The organism is Methanobacterium bryantii (genome assembly GCF_002287175.1).
Lineage (GTDB): Archaea > Methanobacteriota > Methanobacteria > Methanobacteriales > Methanobacteriaceae > Methanobacterium_D > Methanobacterium_D bryantii.
In genome coordinates, this window is sequence record NZ_LMVM01000005.1 from 36385 (window position 1) to 54116 (window position 17732).

Consider the following 17732-nt stretch of genomic DNA (forward strand, 5'->3'; position numbering starts at 1 on the left):
ACAAACATAAGGATCATAAGAAATTTTTATGTTTATTATGTTTACAAAAATATAAAACATAACAAACATAACGATCATAAGAAAAGTTTATGTTAATTATGTTTTGGTGATGCAATGAATCCGTTTAAAAAAAGAACAGGAGCATTTCCTTCCTATTTTACCGGGAGAAATAAAGAATTAAATGAGCTAAAAAGGATATTTAAATCAACAAAAGAAGGAGATCCTGGACATACTATAGTTTATGGGCCAAAAGGCATTGGAAAAACTTGTTTACTTCTAAAGTTTCAAGAAGAGTTAAAAAACGTTGAAGAAACATATGCTATACGCATTCCTTTAGTTGAGGGAAATTTTGACGATATTTATAGTTTAATAATAGATAAGTGCACGGATGATCTTAATATCCAGATAAGCAGTTTTTGGGATAAACTTAAAGGAATAGGAGTTAATATTCCATTTTTAGGAGGATTTACTTTATCGAGAGATATACCTCCAACTTCACCATCTGTTGCCCTTGAAAAAATACTAAAAACAATATATGAAGAATTAGAAGGCAAAAATCCAGTTTTAATCCTTCTGTTCGATGATTTGCAGCGGATCATAATTAATGAGAATACTCAAAGAGTTTTAAGCATACTTCAAAATGCTTTAGTTGAGCTTAATCTCAAAGGTTTAAAAATAATGATTGTAGCTACTGGATCATATGATATATTCTCAAAAATACAGGATTACACTGATTCTGCTGTCAGAATTTTTGATCCATATGAACTAATGCCATTGTCACCAGAAGAAGTAAAGAACGGAATACAGGTCCCTTCCGAAAAACATGGTAAAAGTTTCACTAATGAAGTGATAGAACAAATATACCAAATTTCGGAGGGAAATCCATATTATGTGCAGGTTATGGCTCACAACTGTTTTGAAGAATCATGTAAAACCGTGGAAATGGAAAACTTTGAAAGTGCTTTTCCTAGTGCATTAAATTTTTTGGCACAGCGAGAATTTAGAGGAATGTACGAAAAGTCATCTAGTGAAGAAAGAAGAATACTTGCCTTAATGGCCGAAAATAAATCGGATGTTTTATCATATAAAGAAATAAAGGAAAATAATCCTAAAAAATCAGAGCCATCATCCCTGTTAAGAAACATGACAGAAAAAAATCTCATTTTAAAAGAATCCAGAGGAAAATATAAACTCCGTGATAGAATGTTTAAAGAATATTTGAGAACCACTAAAATATATGAAAAAAATGGGACTATTTAAAATCCTTTTTTAAGTATATGACATTCAGGATACAGAAGAACTAACAAAAACAGTTATCATTATTATTCTTATAACTAGAGTAATTCCAAAAAATCAAACCCTAACGAACTCAACTCATACTTCCTCTCAGACTTTACAATTAAATCCATATCTTGAAGCTTTTTCAACCCATCATACACAATAGTTCTTGTTATTTTAGATTTACGTATAATTTCAGCTGCAGTATATGGATTATCTTTTAATGTTTTTAAAATCATTATTTGATGCTTATTTAACCTGTTTTTTTGTGGAGGCAACAACTTAAATTTTCCATTATACAAAATATAGGTATTGTAATCTGCATCATTACATAAAATTTCATACATCAAATGTATACCAACTTTATTGGGTTCTATGAAGAATTCACATGATTCAGTTTCCCGCAAGATATCTTTCACCTGCTTTAATGCAGAAATGAAATCATCATTTATTTTAACGTAATTTACATTCCAGTGATAGCTTTTAGGAATCTTCTCATGAGTTTCATCGTAAAATACTATGGCATCATTAAATTCACTCTTATCGAGTGCTTCTATCAGGTCATTTTCTTTTGTAATGTTAGTTATCATTACTTTTGCCAAATTACCACCTGATCTTTTTAGGATTTTCCATAGTTAAGTATTTAGCTCCATTTTTTTATGTATTTATCCATAAATTTATGGAAAAGTTTATAAATAACAGGACATAATATCAGATCAACAAAGACTTTAGAAAAAATTTTTCCATGTTTTATGGAGTTTTCCAAGTAATATGGACTTTTCCAATCAAAACAGAGCTAAATACTTATAGAATAAAAATTTAAGACATATTAAGTAATATTTTAGCGAATAAATAAATTTGAGACATGAAGGTGGTGTGAGGTCATAAAATGAAACCCAAAAACACCAGTTTAGTCAATATTGGATACCTGAAAAATAAAAATACATATCATACTACTTTTCAGGTTTCAAATCTAAATACTAAAGAAAGAAAACTGATTATAGAAAGAAAAAAGATGCTTGGAATAACTAATCCCAGAATATACGAAGCAGGGGCTGATTTATACATATTTAAACATTTTACTGCGATTGAGTTCGAAGTTTATAAATCGCTTGTAGAATTCGCGAAAAAGGGCATTATTCCAGAAAGAATAGATCCAAAAGTTTTAGAGGCAGAATTAGATATCTGTATGTTAGAAGAAGAATTAGAAATCCATATTAGTAGGCTTAATGAAACACATGAGCTTAAAAAGTATTAGGAATTGAATAAAAAATGCTTTATAAATTTCAACATAGTTTACGGAACATAAACAAAATGTTTACAGTTCGTAAACTTTCTTATAAGTAGGTATCATTTCCAATTACCCCTACCAAAATACTTTAAGTATTACCTACATAGATAACGTAGGTGGGTACTATGGTAAATGTTACAAAAAAATATCAGGTAACGATTCCAAAGGAAGTGCGTGAAGATCTTAATATTCATCAAGGAGACAAAGTAGTCTTCGTAAAAAACAGGGAAGGAAACTGGGTTATGATGACAGTTGAAGAATTACGTGACAAGATGATGGAAGCATCAGAAGATATAGAAGAAACCATAGAAGAATCACGAGAAGGCTTTAAAAAAGGAGTCAAAAGAAACCTGGACTCATTGAATGAACAAAAAAGTTAATATCTGCAGGCGATTAAATGAAACTGGCCCTAGATACCAATGTGTTTAATAACAGGAAATTTTGTGACTGGCTTTTAAGTTCCAGTGAGGTGAAATATTTGCCTGCTTTTGCGTATATGGAATATCTTTACCATAATCTTAAAAAGGGAAATACCGAATCTATGGTGAATGCTTTTTTAGAGCAGATGAATGTTACCATTGTTCCATTTGGAAAAAATGAAGCAGCTGCAGCCGCTCGTGGATCTCTTGGAAACTGGGATTTCAGTGAAAACGCACGAGATTACGCTATAGGAGCTACAGCCATCAGATTAAATGCAAAGCTGGTTACAAATAATATAAAACATTTTAAATGGATGGAAAATGTCATAACACCTGAAGATATACTTGAAAAATAATTAATTTATCGAGCCGTCAAAGTTTAAAATTAGCTAAAATTTAAATAATCCCATTATTTACTTTTGGTTTTCTTTTCCTCGCATTCCTTCGCAAGTAAAAGACGATATGTCACTTCTTTAGCCCTTGCAGCGTGATCAAGTTTCCAGTTTTCAACTGCATCATCATTGATCTCTTCTAGCAGCTCCACAGGAATCATTACCCTTATCTGTTTCCTTTCTGTGTTATTCCATAATATTTCCGCTTTTTTTCTGTCTGCCATACATTATTGTGGATACTTATCTGCATTTAACTATTCCCAAATACACAAGTATACTTTTATATACATGTGTGCAAGTACATACATATATGAAGGTGGTTACCAAAAATTTAAGGAGCTTAAAAAATGCCACTTTTAATCAATTATAAAGAAACCCAATCCGCCAAAGAAAAATACCTGAAAATGGGAATAACCAGCGATATTGAAATCTGGCTGACTATACACGGCTGGAAAATAAGAAAACTAGGATTAGAATTAGATGGGAAACCACTAGCAGAACTGATAAGGTTAGATGAGAAACTGCTTGTTGTTATCAATGAAGAGGAAAAGAAAATGCTTGTCTTGAATGATGTTGAATGCAGTGATTTCTAAGATTGTTCGCTTTTCTCCGCAGTGAAAAAACCGTCAAAATTCAGAGAATTTTGGTGCAGCAAAAATTTCATTTTTACATGTTTTTTATTTTTTCGCGAGGCTTTCAAAAACCGTAGGTTTTTGATACCCCGAAAATCTTCGATTTTCGAGGGATTTTTTGGTCCATGCACTCAAAATTCGTAGAATTTTGGTGCCCCAAAATCAAAGATTTTGAGGGCTTTTTTTTAAAAAAAGGTGGTTCTAAATGATGTTGAATGCAGTGATTTCTAAGGTTGTTTCCGTTTTTCTCCGCAGTAAAAAAAATTAGTTTTCAACAGCATCCTTTAAATCAGCTATTTTATTTTTTAAATCAGGAATGTCCCTTTTTACAACAATCCAAACTCTCTCCAATTTCACGCCAGAGTACTGGTGTATGAGAATATCTCGCATCCCTGCAATCTGTTTCCACGGTATTTCAGAATGAGAATCTTTAAGTTCTTGAGGAATACTCTTAACAGCCTCTCCGATGATTTCAAGCCTTCTAAAAACAGCATCTTGAATTAGTGTATTCTTATAAAATTCATCTTCTGTGACACCGCTTGTATACTCTTCTATTTTGAGAATGCCTTCCAGCATGTCTTCAATGTAAACTTTAGCATCTTTCCTCAAAGAATTGCCACCTGTTCCTTAAGTATCACATCTTTTAAAAGAGGCTTAATTGTACTGTATTCTACCAGATCAACTTTTCTTCCCAGTTTTTCCTCGATTTCAAGTTTTAAATCAACGAAGTCCAGCAGGCTGATATCCTTTTCAATTTCAACTAAAATATCGATGTCACTATCTTCCCGCAGCTCACCTCGGACTACTGAGCCAAATAGTCCTGCTTTTTTAACCTCGTACTGCTCTAAAATAGGAAGTATTTTTCTTTTTACATCCTCAATTTCAAGCTGCGCTTCTTTTTTCATATTAATCACGATTTTATAGTGATTCCGCACTGATAAATTCCATATCTTCCATTATATTCTGTTTTACTCTATTCTTTAAGCCACCGGGAGTGACAATTTCTACTTTAAACCCAACTAAACCAGAAAGATGCTCTTCCAAATCGGACAGTTCGAGAAAATCAGGAGTTTTTTGAAATTCCACCATCAGATCCCTCAAAAATCTACGATTTTTGGGGCCCCAAAAACCATTGGTTTTTGAGGGCTAGGTCACTTTCTTCTGTCTGTTCTTGACGAGCATATGATCCAAATAAACCAATTTTTTCCACGTGAAAAACTTTTTTAAGATATGGGAGATCATTTTTCAGTATTTCTAAAACTTCAGCTTTGGTTTTCATATAAATCACAAACTCATTTCACTATTTCTATATAATTTAATATATTTGTAATTCCATTTATTAAAATTAATGTGAATAACTGAAGTTTGAAAAAAGAAATTATTGAAATTTGAGTTATTGATTTTCTACAGTAGAAAAAATATTTTAAATCTACTATTTGACCACCTATTTGACAACACATTTGACTACGCATCCGACTTCAAAACATAATACGTAGAACGGCTCCCGCCCTTCTTCTCAATTAAATCCAAATCCATTAAAGCCCTCAAATATTTATAAGCGCCCTGACGGGAAATTTTTAAGAGTTCCTGCACCTCAAGGTTGTTAACCTGCCCGTTTAAATGTATAAACTCAATTATTTTCATCTGCTTTTCAGACAATTTCACCCTTCGCTTCAAAGCCTCAGCCGGTGAAAACAGCAGAATTCTATCTTTAATTTGAGATATAGAAATCAAAAACCCTTCCAAAAAGTACTCCAGCCACCCTGTTAAATCCTTTGTTTCCTCGTCAACTGAATTAAGCGCCCTATAATAAGCCGGCCTGTCGTAATCATAATATTCATCCATGGTAAAGAACCTTTCAGTGTCAAACTCCCTCAAGTAGAGTAAAAGGGCTGCAAGCGCCCTGGCTGTCCTCCCGTTACCGTCCACAAAGGGGTGGATCCTTACGAATTCGTAGTGGATAATTCCAGCAGCCATAACTGGATTCAATTCTTTAGAATCTCCATTTATCCATTCAATGAGTTCATTCATATCTTGACGGGCTAAATGGGCGAGCGGTGGATTAAATACAGTTTCACCTTCCTCGTTTACAACATGGACGGGTATAGTCCTGTACTGGCCTTCCATGTAGGTGTCTTCCAGTGTAGAATAAGTTATATCCTGGTGGAGTTTTAAAATCATTTTTTCTGTGATTTTTCCCTCTTCAAGGTATTTATCCATGTTATTGAGCACGTTGAGGTAGTTTAGAACTTCCTGCTGGGCTTTTTTCTGGGCGTTTATTTTAAGCCCCTGGGCCAACCTATCAACTTGATTTAAAGTCAAGGGGTTCCCTTCAATTGCCGTGGAGTGGTGGGCTGATTTTAGCAGGGCGTCTCGTTTTAGTGAAAGTTCCATTTCCACAACAATAGGTGCATTAACTATGAAATCCCGCATTGAATTAATTTCAAGTAATGTATTTACTATCTTATTGTTGTAGCTGAAATTTGGCCTGAACATAAAATTTAACACTCTTTAATTTTATCAGTATTTGACTACTTTTTTGTATACTCTAAAATAAATATTTGACTACTGAATTTCCAAGTTGTTTACAGAACGTAAACAAAATGTTTACAAATTGTAAACTTATTCCATTATTTCAAGAAATAGGTTTAAAAGTGATTTCTTCAAGTAAAAACGTTAAAATCGTAGATTAGTGTAAAAAGAACTCAATAAAAATAATATCATAAATAAAATAACTTAAAATATTGTGTAAAAGAATTTAAAAAAGAATTTAAAAAAATTGTAGGATTATATATTATTTGAAATACCTACAATTCTTGCTGAACTCCAGTTTCTTGGCGCTCCAAAGGAGTTTCTTTTACTGGTTGTATCAGCTGTGACCCATTTACCGTTTACCTTTACTTGGGCCCAGTAGTGACCGTAAACATGGCCGTTTTTAAAGCGAGCTTTAGCGTGGACGTACCTTGCTGGTAATCCTGCTGATCTTGAAAGTGCAACAACTAAATGTGCCTGGTCAGCACAGTTACCTGACCTGTATTTAAGGGTACCTGCAGCTCCATGTTTAGTGTTATAATAGAACTTGTATCTAACGTTGCTTTTTACCCAGTTAAATACTCGAGCTCCTTTAGTGTACTGTGAGCTTGTACCTTTTGTAAGTGAATGTGATAGTGCATTGACACTAGCTGAATTTGATTTTTTAACGTGTTTGTAGGAACTATGTCTGTAAGATTTCTGGTGACCATATTTGTTCCTTTTATGTGTACTTAATTTATGATGTTTATAATATTTAACATGTTTATAGACATGTTTATGCACAGTATCATGATGACCATACTGCGCGTGTGCAGCGCCAGTATCTGCCGCGCTTGCGCCGGCAATACCGAATAGCGACATACCTGCCACTAAGAGGACTGCAAATAACAATTTACGTATAATTATACCGCCTCCAATTGCCCATCCTGCAAAAAATCTTTAATTTTTTGCGGTTGCGAATTTCAATGAATTTTAAATTCGCAAACATCGAAAAACCAAATTTGTGTTTTTCTCAGGGTTAGCACTACATATGCCTTCATACTATATAAAGGTTTCGTAAGAAAAGTTTAAACAAAGCGTTTTAAATGGCCTAATTTAGATTTAAAGCGTTCTTAATGGTTTTCTTAAAATCCATAAAATATCATACAATTGGGGTTGAACCGGCATACGGTCAAAATACACCCTAAGTGAAATCTGGAATGAAACCATACCAATAACACATTAATACCATGCAAATGGCAGATATTAATAAAACAGAATAAAATAATCATAATATTTACAGCGCACCATTTGATCCATCCCTTTAAACTATCAAACCATTATAAAAAAACAACATATGCTCCGAATTGTCTCTTAATGGCCTTAATTTAATATAGGCCTGATTTAAATCCTCAAAAAACAATAAAAAAATAAACTGATCATAATATTAAAAACACACCATTTTCTCCATCTCTTTAAACTATCAAATCATTATAAAACAAAGATGTCCTTGCCAGTTCATCTTTTAAAGATGCAGTTTAATATAGAAAAGCTTTAAAATCAAGGAAATCCTCCAAAATCTATGATTTTCCTCAACCTCCAAAAAACCCTCAAATGCTTTGCGTTTGGGGCATGTAAAAAATCTTTGATTTTCGACAGTTTTCTATTTTTTTGGGTTCGAAAAATTCAAAATGAATTTTCCTCAACATCAAAAAAATTCATAAATTCTTTTAAAACTTGATAATTCCTTTTTGATGAAAGTTTCATTTCTAAGCTGCATGAACTTAAAAGTACAGCAAATTACTGTTATTTGCAAAATCAAGTTTATAAAGCTAATGAAATCCCATAAGTCCCGCAGAAGCCCTTCAAATTATCATCAGACTTTAAAACATACTTATCCTCATCTTCAAGGTAAGTCAAAATATCAAGCTCTAACAGGACCCACATATAATTTTCAAAGACAGAAAACTCCTGTTCCCCAATAACAGCTTTAAGTTCATCCTTTGAAAACGGAGTGTCCAGGTCTATATACTTGCTCAATTCTACAAGTCCCTGTGCAGCATTCCTTTTCCGAGTGCAGCTTTTACACCTTGATGTGTATCCCCTTTCATTGGATTTGGTCTTATAAAATTGGGATAGAGGCAGTTTCTGGCCGCAGTCTTCACAGATAATATGGGTTTTTAAAGAGGCATCGTCTTTGTTTTCACCGGAAAAGTCCACTGTTATGGTTTTAGCCTTGCTTTTCTCCTTCAAAGCCAGGTATCTTTCCTTTAAATTGAAATGGTCAACTTTTAACCTGTGATAATCGCTGTTCAGCTCGACATATTGAGTTTTTAATTTGGAGTCCGGATCATCATCTCCTTTAAGATCTTCTTCCAACTCAGATAATCTGGCCTTCAACTGGTTAAAATCAGTTTCCAACCTGTAATTATCATTTGATAACTCTTCGTTGTGTTTTTCAAGGTCAGCTATATTACTGCTTTTTTCCTCTAATTTGGAGTACTTTTCCAGTAATGCACTGTATTTATTTTCCATGTCTTCATTTTCATCTTTGAAGCTTTTCAATTCAAGATTCGTTTCCCTTAAATTAGAAAAATTGTCCTTAAGCTCGCTTAATTCACTGTTTAGCTCCCTGTTCTCCTCTTCCAGTTTTGAAAACTTTTCCTGGAGTTCATTATAACTGGTTTGTAGTTCAGAATTAACACTTTCTTTTAATTTCAAGTTTTCTTCTTCTAATTTAGAAAATTTCTCCTCCAATTTAGCGTAATTTTCATATAGTTCATTATATTTATTTTCTAATTTCGGATCTAAACCAACACTCCTGCTTAGTTTAACATTCTCCTTTTCCAATCTAGAAAAGCTGTCCTTCAATTTATTGTAACTCTTACTCAATTCAGCATCTTTAGTTAACAGTTTATCATTATATTTTTCTAAATCAGCATATTTCTGGTTTAAATCTTCATAAGCAATTGCCAGTTCTTTTAATTTGAAATTTTCCTGTTCCAATTTAGAAAAGTTCTCTTCCAGTTCTTTGTGGTTTTCATGTAATTCCAGGTGTTTATTTATTAATTCCTGGTTGTGCTTTTCTAAAACAACATATTTGAAATTAAGCTTTTTATGGTCCTCTTCAAATTCTTTTAACCTTAAAATTTCCTGCTTTAACTCAGAATTTTTAGTTTCTAACCCGTAATTAAACTTCCTTAAATTTGCGAGTTTAAGAGACTCATGGCCCAACTCTGTTTTCAATTTCTGGTTAGCCCCTATTAATTCCCTTAATTTTTTCTTTAAATTAGAATCAATGCCTGCTAATTTATTTATAGGACTTGGAGCCTCTTTTGAATTCGAATTATTGTCCTTTTTAGATAAGTCAATCACGTTAGAATTTTCTGTTTCCAGTTCATTGTCTTTATCTTTTAATGTGGAAAGCTGCTCTCCATGATATTTTGCTGATTTAGAATTCCTATTTTCAAGTTTCAAATATCTGTCCCTAATTGCATTTATCTTATCCTTTAATTCCAGGTTTTCTTCTTCAACTTCTGCATTAATATCTTTTAATTTGTTCTGGAATCCTCTAAGTTCCTGAATTTCACTTTCAAGTTCCAGCTTGGCATCTTTTAGTTTAGAGTAATCCTCTTTAAGGTCCCTGTTTTTTTTCTTCAGCTGGTTATAACCCTTTTTAAGGAGTAAATTTCCTTCCTCAGACTTAAAATTACTTAGGTCATAAAACTGGCTTACAAAATCCTGCAACGTTTCATAATATTCCAGGTTTCCGCCGCACTGGCAGGTGTCGAATTCTTCTGGTGATTCCCCGTCCTGTAATTTGTAAACATCATTACAGGTATCACATATTAAATAGCCCATTATATCATCTATTTTTGATAGTCTTTAACCAATATTACATAATTTATTCATTAATCACAGTTAAAATGAGTTACAACACATATTAACCCATTATATCATTTGATAAGCTTTATTTAATTTACAACTATATTACCTGTAAAACATTTAATTATAGTTTTACAATGGTTTACAGACATTACACTCCTTCATCCCTTTGTAATCTTTACTCCAAATATTTTAATTTGATTGTGCAATAATTTATAGATGCTCCACAATAAATAACCTATTATATCACCTAATACTTGATAGTCTAAGAGTCAATTTAAAGTTCCATATTGCACAATCCAACAATAATTTACCGTATTACAGTAACCTCTAATTCTTGATAGTCTTTAATCAATGATAACTGTAAATCCTTTAATCATTGATAGTTTTGCAGTGATTTATTATTTTCTATATTGATTAAAGAAAAATTTATTAATTAATGCACTTAGATATTTTTATTTAGTTAAGATACATTTTAGGGCTTCTTATTTAAAAAGCGAATGTTACTTTTAAAAGGCGGGGTTCATATCAAGCAGCAAACATTACGGTCAGCAGGTGAAAGTTCAAAATACTGGATTTGCCGAATAGATGAGGAATACTTAAGCAGGATAGACGAGCAAAAGATATTAAGTATCGCAAATCAGGAATCAAATGCCGTAAAATCTGTTAAAGCGGAAGATAAAATAGTATTTTTCTCTCCACTTTCAAATGAAAAAAACATCTCATTTATAGGCTACGGCCCTGTAGAAGAGGCATTTGACGATCCTGAATACCTTTTAGACTCATTAAAATCAGGGCGAAAGATTAAATTAAAGGGGATAAAATATTTCACAGAACCAATACCTGTAAAAGACATTGCAGGTGATCTTAAATTTATAAAAGATAAAAAAAATCTCCCATATCCATTTAAATCAGAATTCAAGGAAATTAACCAGGAAGATTTTAACTATATAACAAGAAGGATGAATTCAAGTAAAACTTTTCCTGTTTATTTTGAGAAAATGTCCTTTACAATGGATGAATTTTTGACCTGCTCAATTAAAGGCACCTATGAAATAGTTAAAAACACAGAGGAATCCAACCAGATTGAGATAAAAGAGTTTATCAGGCTTTTACATAAATTTATAAATTCTTACGGCATTTCTAAGAGCTATGAAGACATTCTGGAATATTACTCGCAGAATGTCTGGAAGTTAGGGTTCCAACACAGCCCTTCAAGAAATCCAGATAATTTAGTTAAGTTATACGGCCCAAGGGGCAATTCACAGAGATTTGGATACATAAAACTAGTTTAGGGGTATTACATGGACGACTATGAAGACATTATTCACGCTTTAAAGGAAGGCAACGTACCGCCAAAGGGGACTTCCGAGATATGTGTAGGCAGAACCCTTGAAATTGAAGAGATGAAACGTTTATTTGAAAAAATAAAAAACGGCAAAGCTGCAACCAAATTCCTTGAAGGTGACTACGGCGGGGGAAAATCATTCCTCCTTAAAGTAATCGAGGAAACTGCATTTAAGGACAACTTTGTAGTTTCTAAAATAACCATAACCCGTGACATTCCATTCTATAAGTTTGAAGAAGTGTATAAGAACATAGTTCAGACTTTAAGGTGTAAAACAGGGACTTCCCTGGAACACATCATTGAAAGATGGCTTACTGGACTTAGAATGGTTGCAATGGAAGAAACTGAGGACCCTGCAAGACAGAATGCCATTGTAAGTGAAAATATGGTCCAGGACCTGGAAGAAACTCGAAAGTATTCTAATTCATTTGCAATTGCCATAGAAAAGTACCATGATGCATTAATTTCTGGAGACACTGAAACTGCAAATTACGCGCAGGCATGGCTCCGGGGAGACTCCAACATCCCATTTGCAGTCAAGAAGAAGTTCGGGGTCAAAGGGGACGTGACCAAGGAAAATGCATTCACATTTTTAGAGGCATTATCTGCATTTGTAAGGTCTTTAGGATACAGTGGAATTGTAATTTTAATAGATGAAGTTGAATATATCAGGTCACTCCAGATGACAAAGCTAAGGGACGGGGCTTACGATTACATCCGTTTTATATTTGACGAGTGTAATTTAGGCAACTTTGAAAGCACTTTATTTATATTTGCAGGTACAAGTGAATTTTTCGAAGACCAGAAGAAGGGAGTGCCTTCTTACCAGGCATTGTATGACCGGATAAAAGATGCATTGGATACAGACCATAAAGACCTCAGAAAGCCCATAATGAGACTTGAAGGGTTTAAAAAAGAAGAATTAAAGGAATTAGGATCTAAAATAGTTGAGATGCATGCCCATGTTTACGACTGGGATGCAGGTTCCAGGATGAACTCCATTATCGACGAGCTTGTTGACATACATGAAAATAATGCCCTTTTAACTGGAGGTAAAACCACCCCAAGGGAATTTGTAAGGACATTTTTAAGCGTCTTAGATACTATTCAGCAGAACCCTGATGAATTAGATTCGAATGAGGCTATTTTGAAGATATTTGAAGAAAGAGAAGTAGAGGAAGAGTGGTAGAATAACCCACGTTTTCAATACTTTAGATCCCAGGCTGCAGAGGTTTATAGCAAACCGTATGAAATGGAAAGATTTGACCCCTATCCAAAAGGCCACCATACCTCGTTTTAGAGAAAATAAGGACATGCTGGTCATAGCTCCAACTGCATCCGGCAAAACAGAGTCAGTATTAATCCCTGTTTTTGATGATATCCTCAAAAATAATCTAGAACCTATGAGCGTGCTTTTCATATCCCCTCTTAAAGCACTTATCAACGATACCCACCAGAGGATTGAATTCTGGTGTGATCAGTTTGATCTAACCGCAACAAAGTGGCATGGAGATGTAACAGCGTCACAAAAATCATCATTTATTAAAAAGCCCACGGATATACTCGTGATAACTCCCGAATCATTAGAAGTCATTTTAATGAATAAGTCCAGTGAGATAAAGAATTCCATCTTTAAAAATTTGAAATACATAATCATAGATGAAATACACTACTTTGCTGATTCAGATAGGGGGACACAACTTAATTCCATTATAAACAGCAGAATTAAAACTTACTGCAGGAATGATATTTCCCGAATTGGGTTATCAGCCACAGTAGGAAACCCCGAGACAATTTTAAACTGGCTTACTTCAAATGAAAACAGCGAAGTTGTGGCAGATAAAAACAGCAGGCCGTTCCAGTACAAAGTGATTTATGCAGATGATTTCAAGATAATTCAGACAGTAAGCAACTATTTGGATAAAAAAGTGGTTTTTTTTGTTCATTCCCGTAAAGAAGCTGAAAAATACCATAATCTATTTAAAAAACACTTGAAAGTAAAAAATATATTTATCCACCACTCTTCAATCCACAAGGATGCAAGGGAAGAAAGTGAAGGGAATTTCAAGCAGGTTAAAAATGGTCTGATGATAAGTACAAGTACTCTAGAGCTTGGAATTGATATAGGAAATATAGATGTTGTAATCCAGAAGAACCCCCCTTCAAATGTCAGCTCTTTTCTGCAGAAGGTTGGAAGAAGCGGCAGGAGAACAAAGATCCAGAGAACTATACTTCTCTGCGACGGCGAGGAAGAAATTGTCAAGTCACTTGCAGAATTAGCCCTAGTAAAAGAGAAAAAGTTAGAACACATTAAATTACCTGAAAAGCCAAAGGATATCTATTTCCACCAGATATTAAGCATTATATTTGAATATGGAAGAATTAAGAAGCGTGACCTGTTTTTAATTCTTAAAGAGGCGTATGTGTTCTCTAAAATCTCCAAAGATGAATATCAATATTTCATAGACAATATGGTTGAAAAAGGATTTATAGAAGAAAATGGCCCATACCTTAGTTTAGGAGATGCTTTTGAAAAAGAATTTGGGAAAAGGAATTTTTTAGAGTTTTACAGCGTATTCTGGCCGACTTATGAATTCACAGTTCTTGACGGGCGTAAAACTATTGGCAGTTTAGATTCATCATTTGTTATAGGCACGCTGGAAAAAGGTTCCAATTTTGTTTTAGGTGGGGAAGTCTGGACAGCAGCTAAAATTGACCATGATAATTTCAGGCTGAAAGTTAAAAAGGCAAAAGAAGGCGGGATTCCAAACTGGCACAGTGAAGGAGGAGTAATGGATTACCTGTTAACCCGGAAAATCTATGATATCCTGCTTGGAGACTATAATAAAGAACTTTTAAATGATTTTGATGAAGTCAGCCTTAAAATGATAAAAGATTTGGAAGAAGAGGGCAGAATTTCAGGTTTTGAGAATGGTAAAATACCAGTTCAATTTTATTTCGAGGAAAATAAAGTCTTCATTTACACGTTTGCAGGTTTTAAGGTTAACTCGTTGATATCTTCCATTTTCAAGTTCTACCATGATATAGTCAGTGTTCATGATACACCTTACTATTCTTCATTTAAATTTAAAGGTATTCTGAAAATGAGTGATGTTGAACACATAGCAGATAATATCAAAGATATTCTGGAAGATGAAGAGTTAGAGAAATTCATGCTTGAAAAAACCAAAAAATTCATCAAAAACAAGTTCATCAAATATTTACCTGAAAAAGATCATGCAGAGCTTAAAATGCAAATTCTGTTTAACAAAGAAGATACAATTGATCTCTTTGAAAATAATTCTTTAAAATTAATTGATTCTTCTGTTTTCAGTACATGGTAAATTATTCATCCTTATCATCTGATTTTCTAGATAGACTATTCCCAAACTGCATGTACCTCTCATGACTGTTCAATACAATCAAATTTTTCCTAGTTCTAGTCATTGCAGTATAAACCAGAGAGTCAAGATTTTCATCACCATTCCATCTTGTTGGAATCATCATGATAACATGGATTGCTTCCCATCCCTTGAAGCTGTGAATGGTACTTATCTTTAAACGGCTGTCTTCAAGAGGAAATGCCTTTTTATGGCGGGAATATCTAGTCCTATCTTCTTCAAAAACATGGTTCACGTCGATATTCCTTCTTTTAAACAGTTTAACTGCTTTCATTCCCATCTTTTTAGTAGGGAGTAGAATAACAATATCCGATGCCTGGCCTTCTCCAAAGCCTCTCTGTTGATATTTGAGTAAGGTGTATGCATTTTTTATTTCATGGAGCCAGTCGATCTGCTTTATATTTTTCCATTTAAAAATTGGCGGCCTTTCAAAAAGAGTTAACTGTGCATATTCTTCTGATTCAATCATGTTATCCAGGCCAAATGTTTCGCTGAATTTATTGGCTACTGAGCCTATTTTTGGCGGCAGCCTGTAGATTGTGTTCAGCTCTCCCCATCTACCTCGAAACTTGACACTGGCCATATTGTCAATCCAGCTGAGTTCACGCCCGTAGATATTCTGGTTTTTATCACAGACAAACAGGAGCTCGTCCCGTTCATTTAAAAATTTAGATAGTAAATTGTACCATTCCCATTTACAGTCCTGACCTTCATCGATAAGTATAGCATCAAATTTGAACCTGTCAATGTTGATATCAGAAATTGCCTCTTCCACCTTTGGGACAACTTCATCGAAGTAATTTTTACTGGGTTTTGGTACAGATAGTTCATTTAAAATGTCATTGCAGAACCCGTGGAAATGGTTAAATGTAATGTTTTTCCATTCAAAATCAAATGGCGCCCTTGCGATCATATCCTTAATATAGTGCCAGAGTGTGAGGTTGAAGGTGATTACAAGAACTTTATGTCCTTCAGCTGCTAATTTTGCTGCCCTGTATGCAATGACCAGAGTTTTTCCACTGCCTGCAGCTCCTCGGATACGTCTATGCCCTGGTTTAGGTTTTGAGTGGTTCTTTTGTTTTGCAGTTAATTTAAGTTTTTCACCCTGTCTTTTACTGTGAAATGGTGGATTCAGCCAGAATTCTACTTCATCAGCCCACGCCTTTTGCATATAACTGCTTCTTTCAAAACCTGCACCTGGAACTACATAGTTAACATTTTCTTCAGTTAAGTCATCGAAACCTGCTATTGTTGGATAACTACGGTTGTCAAATAGTTCCCTTGCATTGTCTCCACTTATATTATGCACGTAGATTCCAGTCTGTACAAGTGCAAATAATCTGTTATTTTCATCGATTTTCTCACCCATATCTGGAATTATTTGCTCAATTATCTTGTTCCTGTAATTATTCACCTGCTTTATATAGGCTGAAGTTTCTTCCAGGTTGTATTCAGGGTCATAATTTACAGATTTCCATTCCTTGACAGAGTAAATCATTAATCCTACATTAGGGTTTAAGATGATAATATCAGGACGGCCGTTATTTAGGTAAGGCTTTATAAAAATTTTCCAATCTTCAGGTAAGTTGTCATCCAGAAAACGGGCCAGTGTATTTTCACCTTCAGTTAGAGGTTCCTTAAATTTTTTGATTTTCTCCCACGAAGGATAAATTCTCATGTTACTCAAAATAAAAAGCTCCCAATTTAAAACTAAATTCAATTATAAATTCAGTAATTCTATAATAGTAGTAGTGGATTATACTAAAAATAGTTTTTATAAGTCTGGTTATTTTATTATTTAAAAAATATTTAGAATAAACAGTATATTAATCTTAAAGTAGTAACACGTAAAATTAAATAATTCAAAAAAGGATTTGTAACGATTACATGACAAATGACAATATGATTTACACGATAGGTCACAGCAGCATGACTCAAGAATCTTTTGTCGATATACTGAAGTCATTTGAAATAGATATTGTAGTAGATGTGCGCAGTTCACCCTACAGTAAGTTCGTATCCCATTTCAACCGAGAGAATATCAAGAAAAGTTTGATAGAAAATGGTATGCGATACATATTCCTTGGTGACTATATCGGTGGAAAACCAAGAGATAAGAAATATTATGAAAACGGTAAGGTAAATTACAGGTTAATATCAAAGAGTGACCGTTACAGCGAAGGAATAAACAGAATAATTGAACTGAATAATGAGAATGATATTGTTCTAATGTGTAGTGAGGAAGATCCTTATAATTGTCATAGGCATAACTTGATAACTCAAACCCTTGTTAAAAAAGGTTTTGAAGTAATTCATGTTAGAAAAAATAGTTCTGATAAAATAATCAAGCCTGATAAAAAGGATATTCAGATGACTTTGTTTTAGTTAATTCGTAAATACAAAAATTATCCGTATATTGAATCGTAAATTAAAATTATTTTTGAAATTTTGTTTAAAGATTATTTGTTTAAAGATAATCCAATTATATAATTATAGAATTTTTGTTAAAAATTAGATCAAAAAAATAGAATATTCTTATTGTTTCATATTTGGCGCGAGTGAACTTTTACATTCA

At 33.5% G+C, this 17732-nt stretch carries 19 protein-coding genes; 9 read left to right on the plus strand and 10 right to left on the minus strand.

All coding sequences use genetic code 11. The annotated features are described in order from the left end of the window. Window positions 1-114 precede the first annotated feature (114 nt). Window positions 115-1260, plus strand: a complete 1146-nt coding sequence (locus tag ASJ80_RS04810; protein ID WP_095652018.1) for an AAA family ATPase — start codon at window positions 115-117, stop codon at window positions 1258-1260. Between the two features lie 74 nt (window positions 1261-1334). Here ASJ80_RS04810 and ASJ80_RS04815 read toward each other — a convergent pair whose 3' ends face one another. Continuing rightward, window positions 1335-1880: an ArsR family transcriptional regulator gene (locus ASJ80_RS04815; RefSeq protein WP_095652019.1), complete on the minus strand. Its 546-nt coding sequence runs from the start codon at window positions 1878-1880 to the stop codon at window positions 1335-1337. 287 nt (window positions 1881-2167) lie between these two features. Between ASJ80_RS04815 and ASJ80_RS04820 the strand changes: the two genes are divergently transcribed. From ASJ80_RS04820 to ASJ80_RS04830, 3 genes are all read left to right on the plus strand, one after another. Beyond that, the gene (locus ASJ80_RS04820; protein WP_095652020.1) at window positions 2168-2536 is read left to right on the plus strand and encodes a hypothetical protein; all 369 of its coding nucleotides are present in this window, start codon (window positions 2168-2170) and stop codon (window positions 2534-2536) included. A 158-nt stretch (window positions 2537-2694) separates the two neighbouring features. Beyond that, on the plus strand, window positions 2695-2949 hold the full coding sequence (locus ASJ80_RS04825) for an AbrB/MazE/SpoVT family DNA-binding domain-containing protein (protein WP_095652021.1): 255 nt from the start codon (window positions 2695-2697) through the stop codon (window positions 2947-2949). A gap of 17 nt (window positions 2950-2966) precedes the next feature. Then, window positions 2967-3344, plus strand: coding sequence for a type II toxin-antitoxin system VapC family toxin (locus tag ASJ80_RS04830; protein ID WP_095652022.1), 378 nt, complete (start codon window positions 2967-2969; stop codon window positions 3342-3344). A 53-nt stretch (window positions 3345-3397) separates the two neighbouring features. On the opposite strand, the gene ASJ80_RS04835 is transcribed toward ASJ80_RS04830, so the two are convergent. Further along, window positions 3398-3604, minus strand: coding sequence for a hypothetical protein (locus ASJ80_RS04835; RefSeq protein ID WP_095652023.1), 207 nt, complete (start codon window positions 3602-3604; stop codon window positions 3398-3400). Between the two features lie 123 nt (window positions 3605-3727). On the opposite strand from ASJ80_RS04835, the gene ASJ80_RS04840 reads away from it, so the two are divergent. Continuing rightward, a complete protein-coding gene (locus ASJ80_RS04840) occupies window positions 3728-3973 on the plus strand; it encodes a hypothetical protein (protein WP_095652024.1) in 246 nt (81 codons plus the stop codon). Window positions 3974-4276: 303 nt separating this feature from the next. On the opposite strand, the gene ASJ80_RS04845 is transcribed toward ASJ80_RS04840, so the two are convergent. The 7 genes from ASJ80_RS04845 to ASJ80_RS04865 form a co-directional block, all read right to left on the minus strand. After that, window positions 4277-4621, minus strand: coding sequence for a HepT-like ribonuclease domain-containing protein (locus tag ASJ80_RS04845; protein ID WP_218833789.1), 345 nt, complete (start codon window positions 4619-4621; stop codon window positions 4277-4279). Continuing rightward, a complete protein-coding gene (locus ASJ80_RS04850) occupies window positions 4618-4917 on the minus strand; it encodes a nucleotidyltransferase family protein (protein WP_095652025.1) in 300 nt (99 codons plus the stop codon). The genes ASJ80_RS04845 and ASJ80_RS04850 overlap by 4 nt, the downstream gene beginning before the upstream one ends. Window positions 4918-4930: 13 nt before the next feature. After that, complete coding sequence (locus ASJ80_RS16900; protein WP_179288735.1) at window positions 4931-5101, minus strand: hypothetical protein; 171 nt, start codon at window positions 5099-5101, stop codon at window positions 4931-4933. A gap of 16 nt (window positions 5102-5117) precedes the next feature. Continuing rightward, entirely contained in the window at window positions 5118-5291 is a 174-nt protein-coding gene (locus ASJ80_RS16905) for a nucleotidyltransferase family protein (RefSeq protein ID WP_179288736.1), read from the minus strand. 185 nt (window positions 5292-5476) lie between these two features. Then, window positions 5477-6334: a Fic family protein gene (locus ASJ80_RS04855; RefSeq protein ID WP_245837458.1), complete on the minus strand. Its 858-nt coding sequence runs from the start codon at window positions 6332-6334 to the stop codon at window positions 5477-5479. Window positions 6335-6799: 465 nt separating this feature from the next. After that, window positions 6800-7435 (minus strand): transglutaminase-like domain-containing protein, encoded by a 636-nt coding sequence (locus ASJ80_RS04860; RefSeq protein WP_143747717.1) that lies wholly within the window; start codon window positions 7433-7435, stop codon window positions 6800-6802. Window positions 7436-8347: 912 nt separating this feature from the next. Further along, entirely contained in the window at window positions 8348-10384 is a 2037-nt protein-coding gene (locus tag ASJ80_RS04865; RefSeq protein WP_095652028.1) for a hypothetical protein, read from the minus strand. Between the two features lie 524 nt (window positions 10385-10908). Between ASJ80_RS04865 and ASJ80_RS04870 the strand changes: the two genes are divergently transcribed. From ASJ80_RS04870 to ASJ80_RS04880, 3 genes are read left to right on the plus strand one after another with little or no spacing between them, the layout of a single operon-like run. Further along, a complete protein-coding gene (locus tag ASJ80_RS04870) occupies window positions 10909-11703 on the plus strand; it encodes an EVE domain-containing protein (protein ID WP_095652029.1) in 795 nt (264 codons plus the stop codon). Window positions 11704-11712: 9 nt separating this feature from the next. Continuing rightward, complete coding sequence (locus ASJ80_RS04875; protein WP_095652030.1) at window positions 11713-12945, plus strand: BREX system ATP-binding domain-containing protein; 1233 nt, start codon at window positions 11713-11715, stop codon at window positions 12943-12945. Between the two features lie 58 nt (window positions 12946-13003). Further along, on the plus strand, window positions 13004-15100 hold the full coding sequence (locus ASJ80_RS04880) for a DEAD/DEAH box helicase (protein WP_095652031.1): 2097 nt from the start codon (window positions 13004-13006) through the stop codon (window positions 15098-15100). A 1-nt stretch (window position 15101) separates the two neighbouring features. On the opposite strand, the gene ASJ80_RS04885 is transcribed toward ASJ80_RS04880, so the two are convergent. Then, on the minus strand, window positions 15102-16835 hold the full coding sequence (locus ASJ80_RS04885; protein ID WP_095652038.1) for a UvrD-helicase domain-containing protein: 1734 nt from the start codon (window positions 16833-16835) through the stop codon (window positions 15102-15104). A gap of 224 nt (window positions 16836-17059) precedes the next feature. On the opposite strand from ASJ80_RS04885, the gene ASJ80_RS04890 reads away from it, so the two are divergent. Next, the gene (locus ASJ80_RS04890) at window positions 17060-17542 is read left to right on the plus strand and encodes a DUF488 domain-containing protein (protein ID WP_179288737.1); all 483 of its coding nucleotides are present in this window, start codon (window positions 17060-17062) and stop codon (window positions 17540-17542) included. Window positions 17543-17732 lie beyond the last annotated feature (190 nt).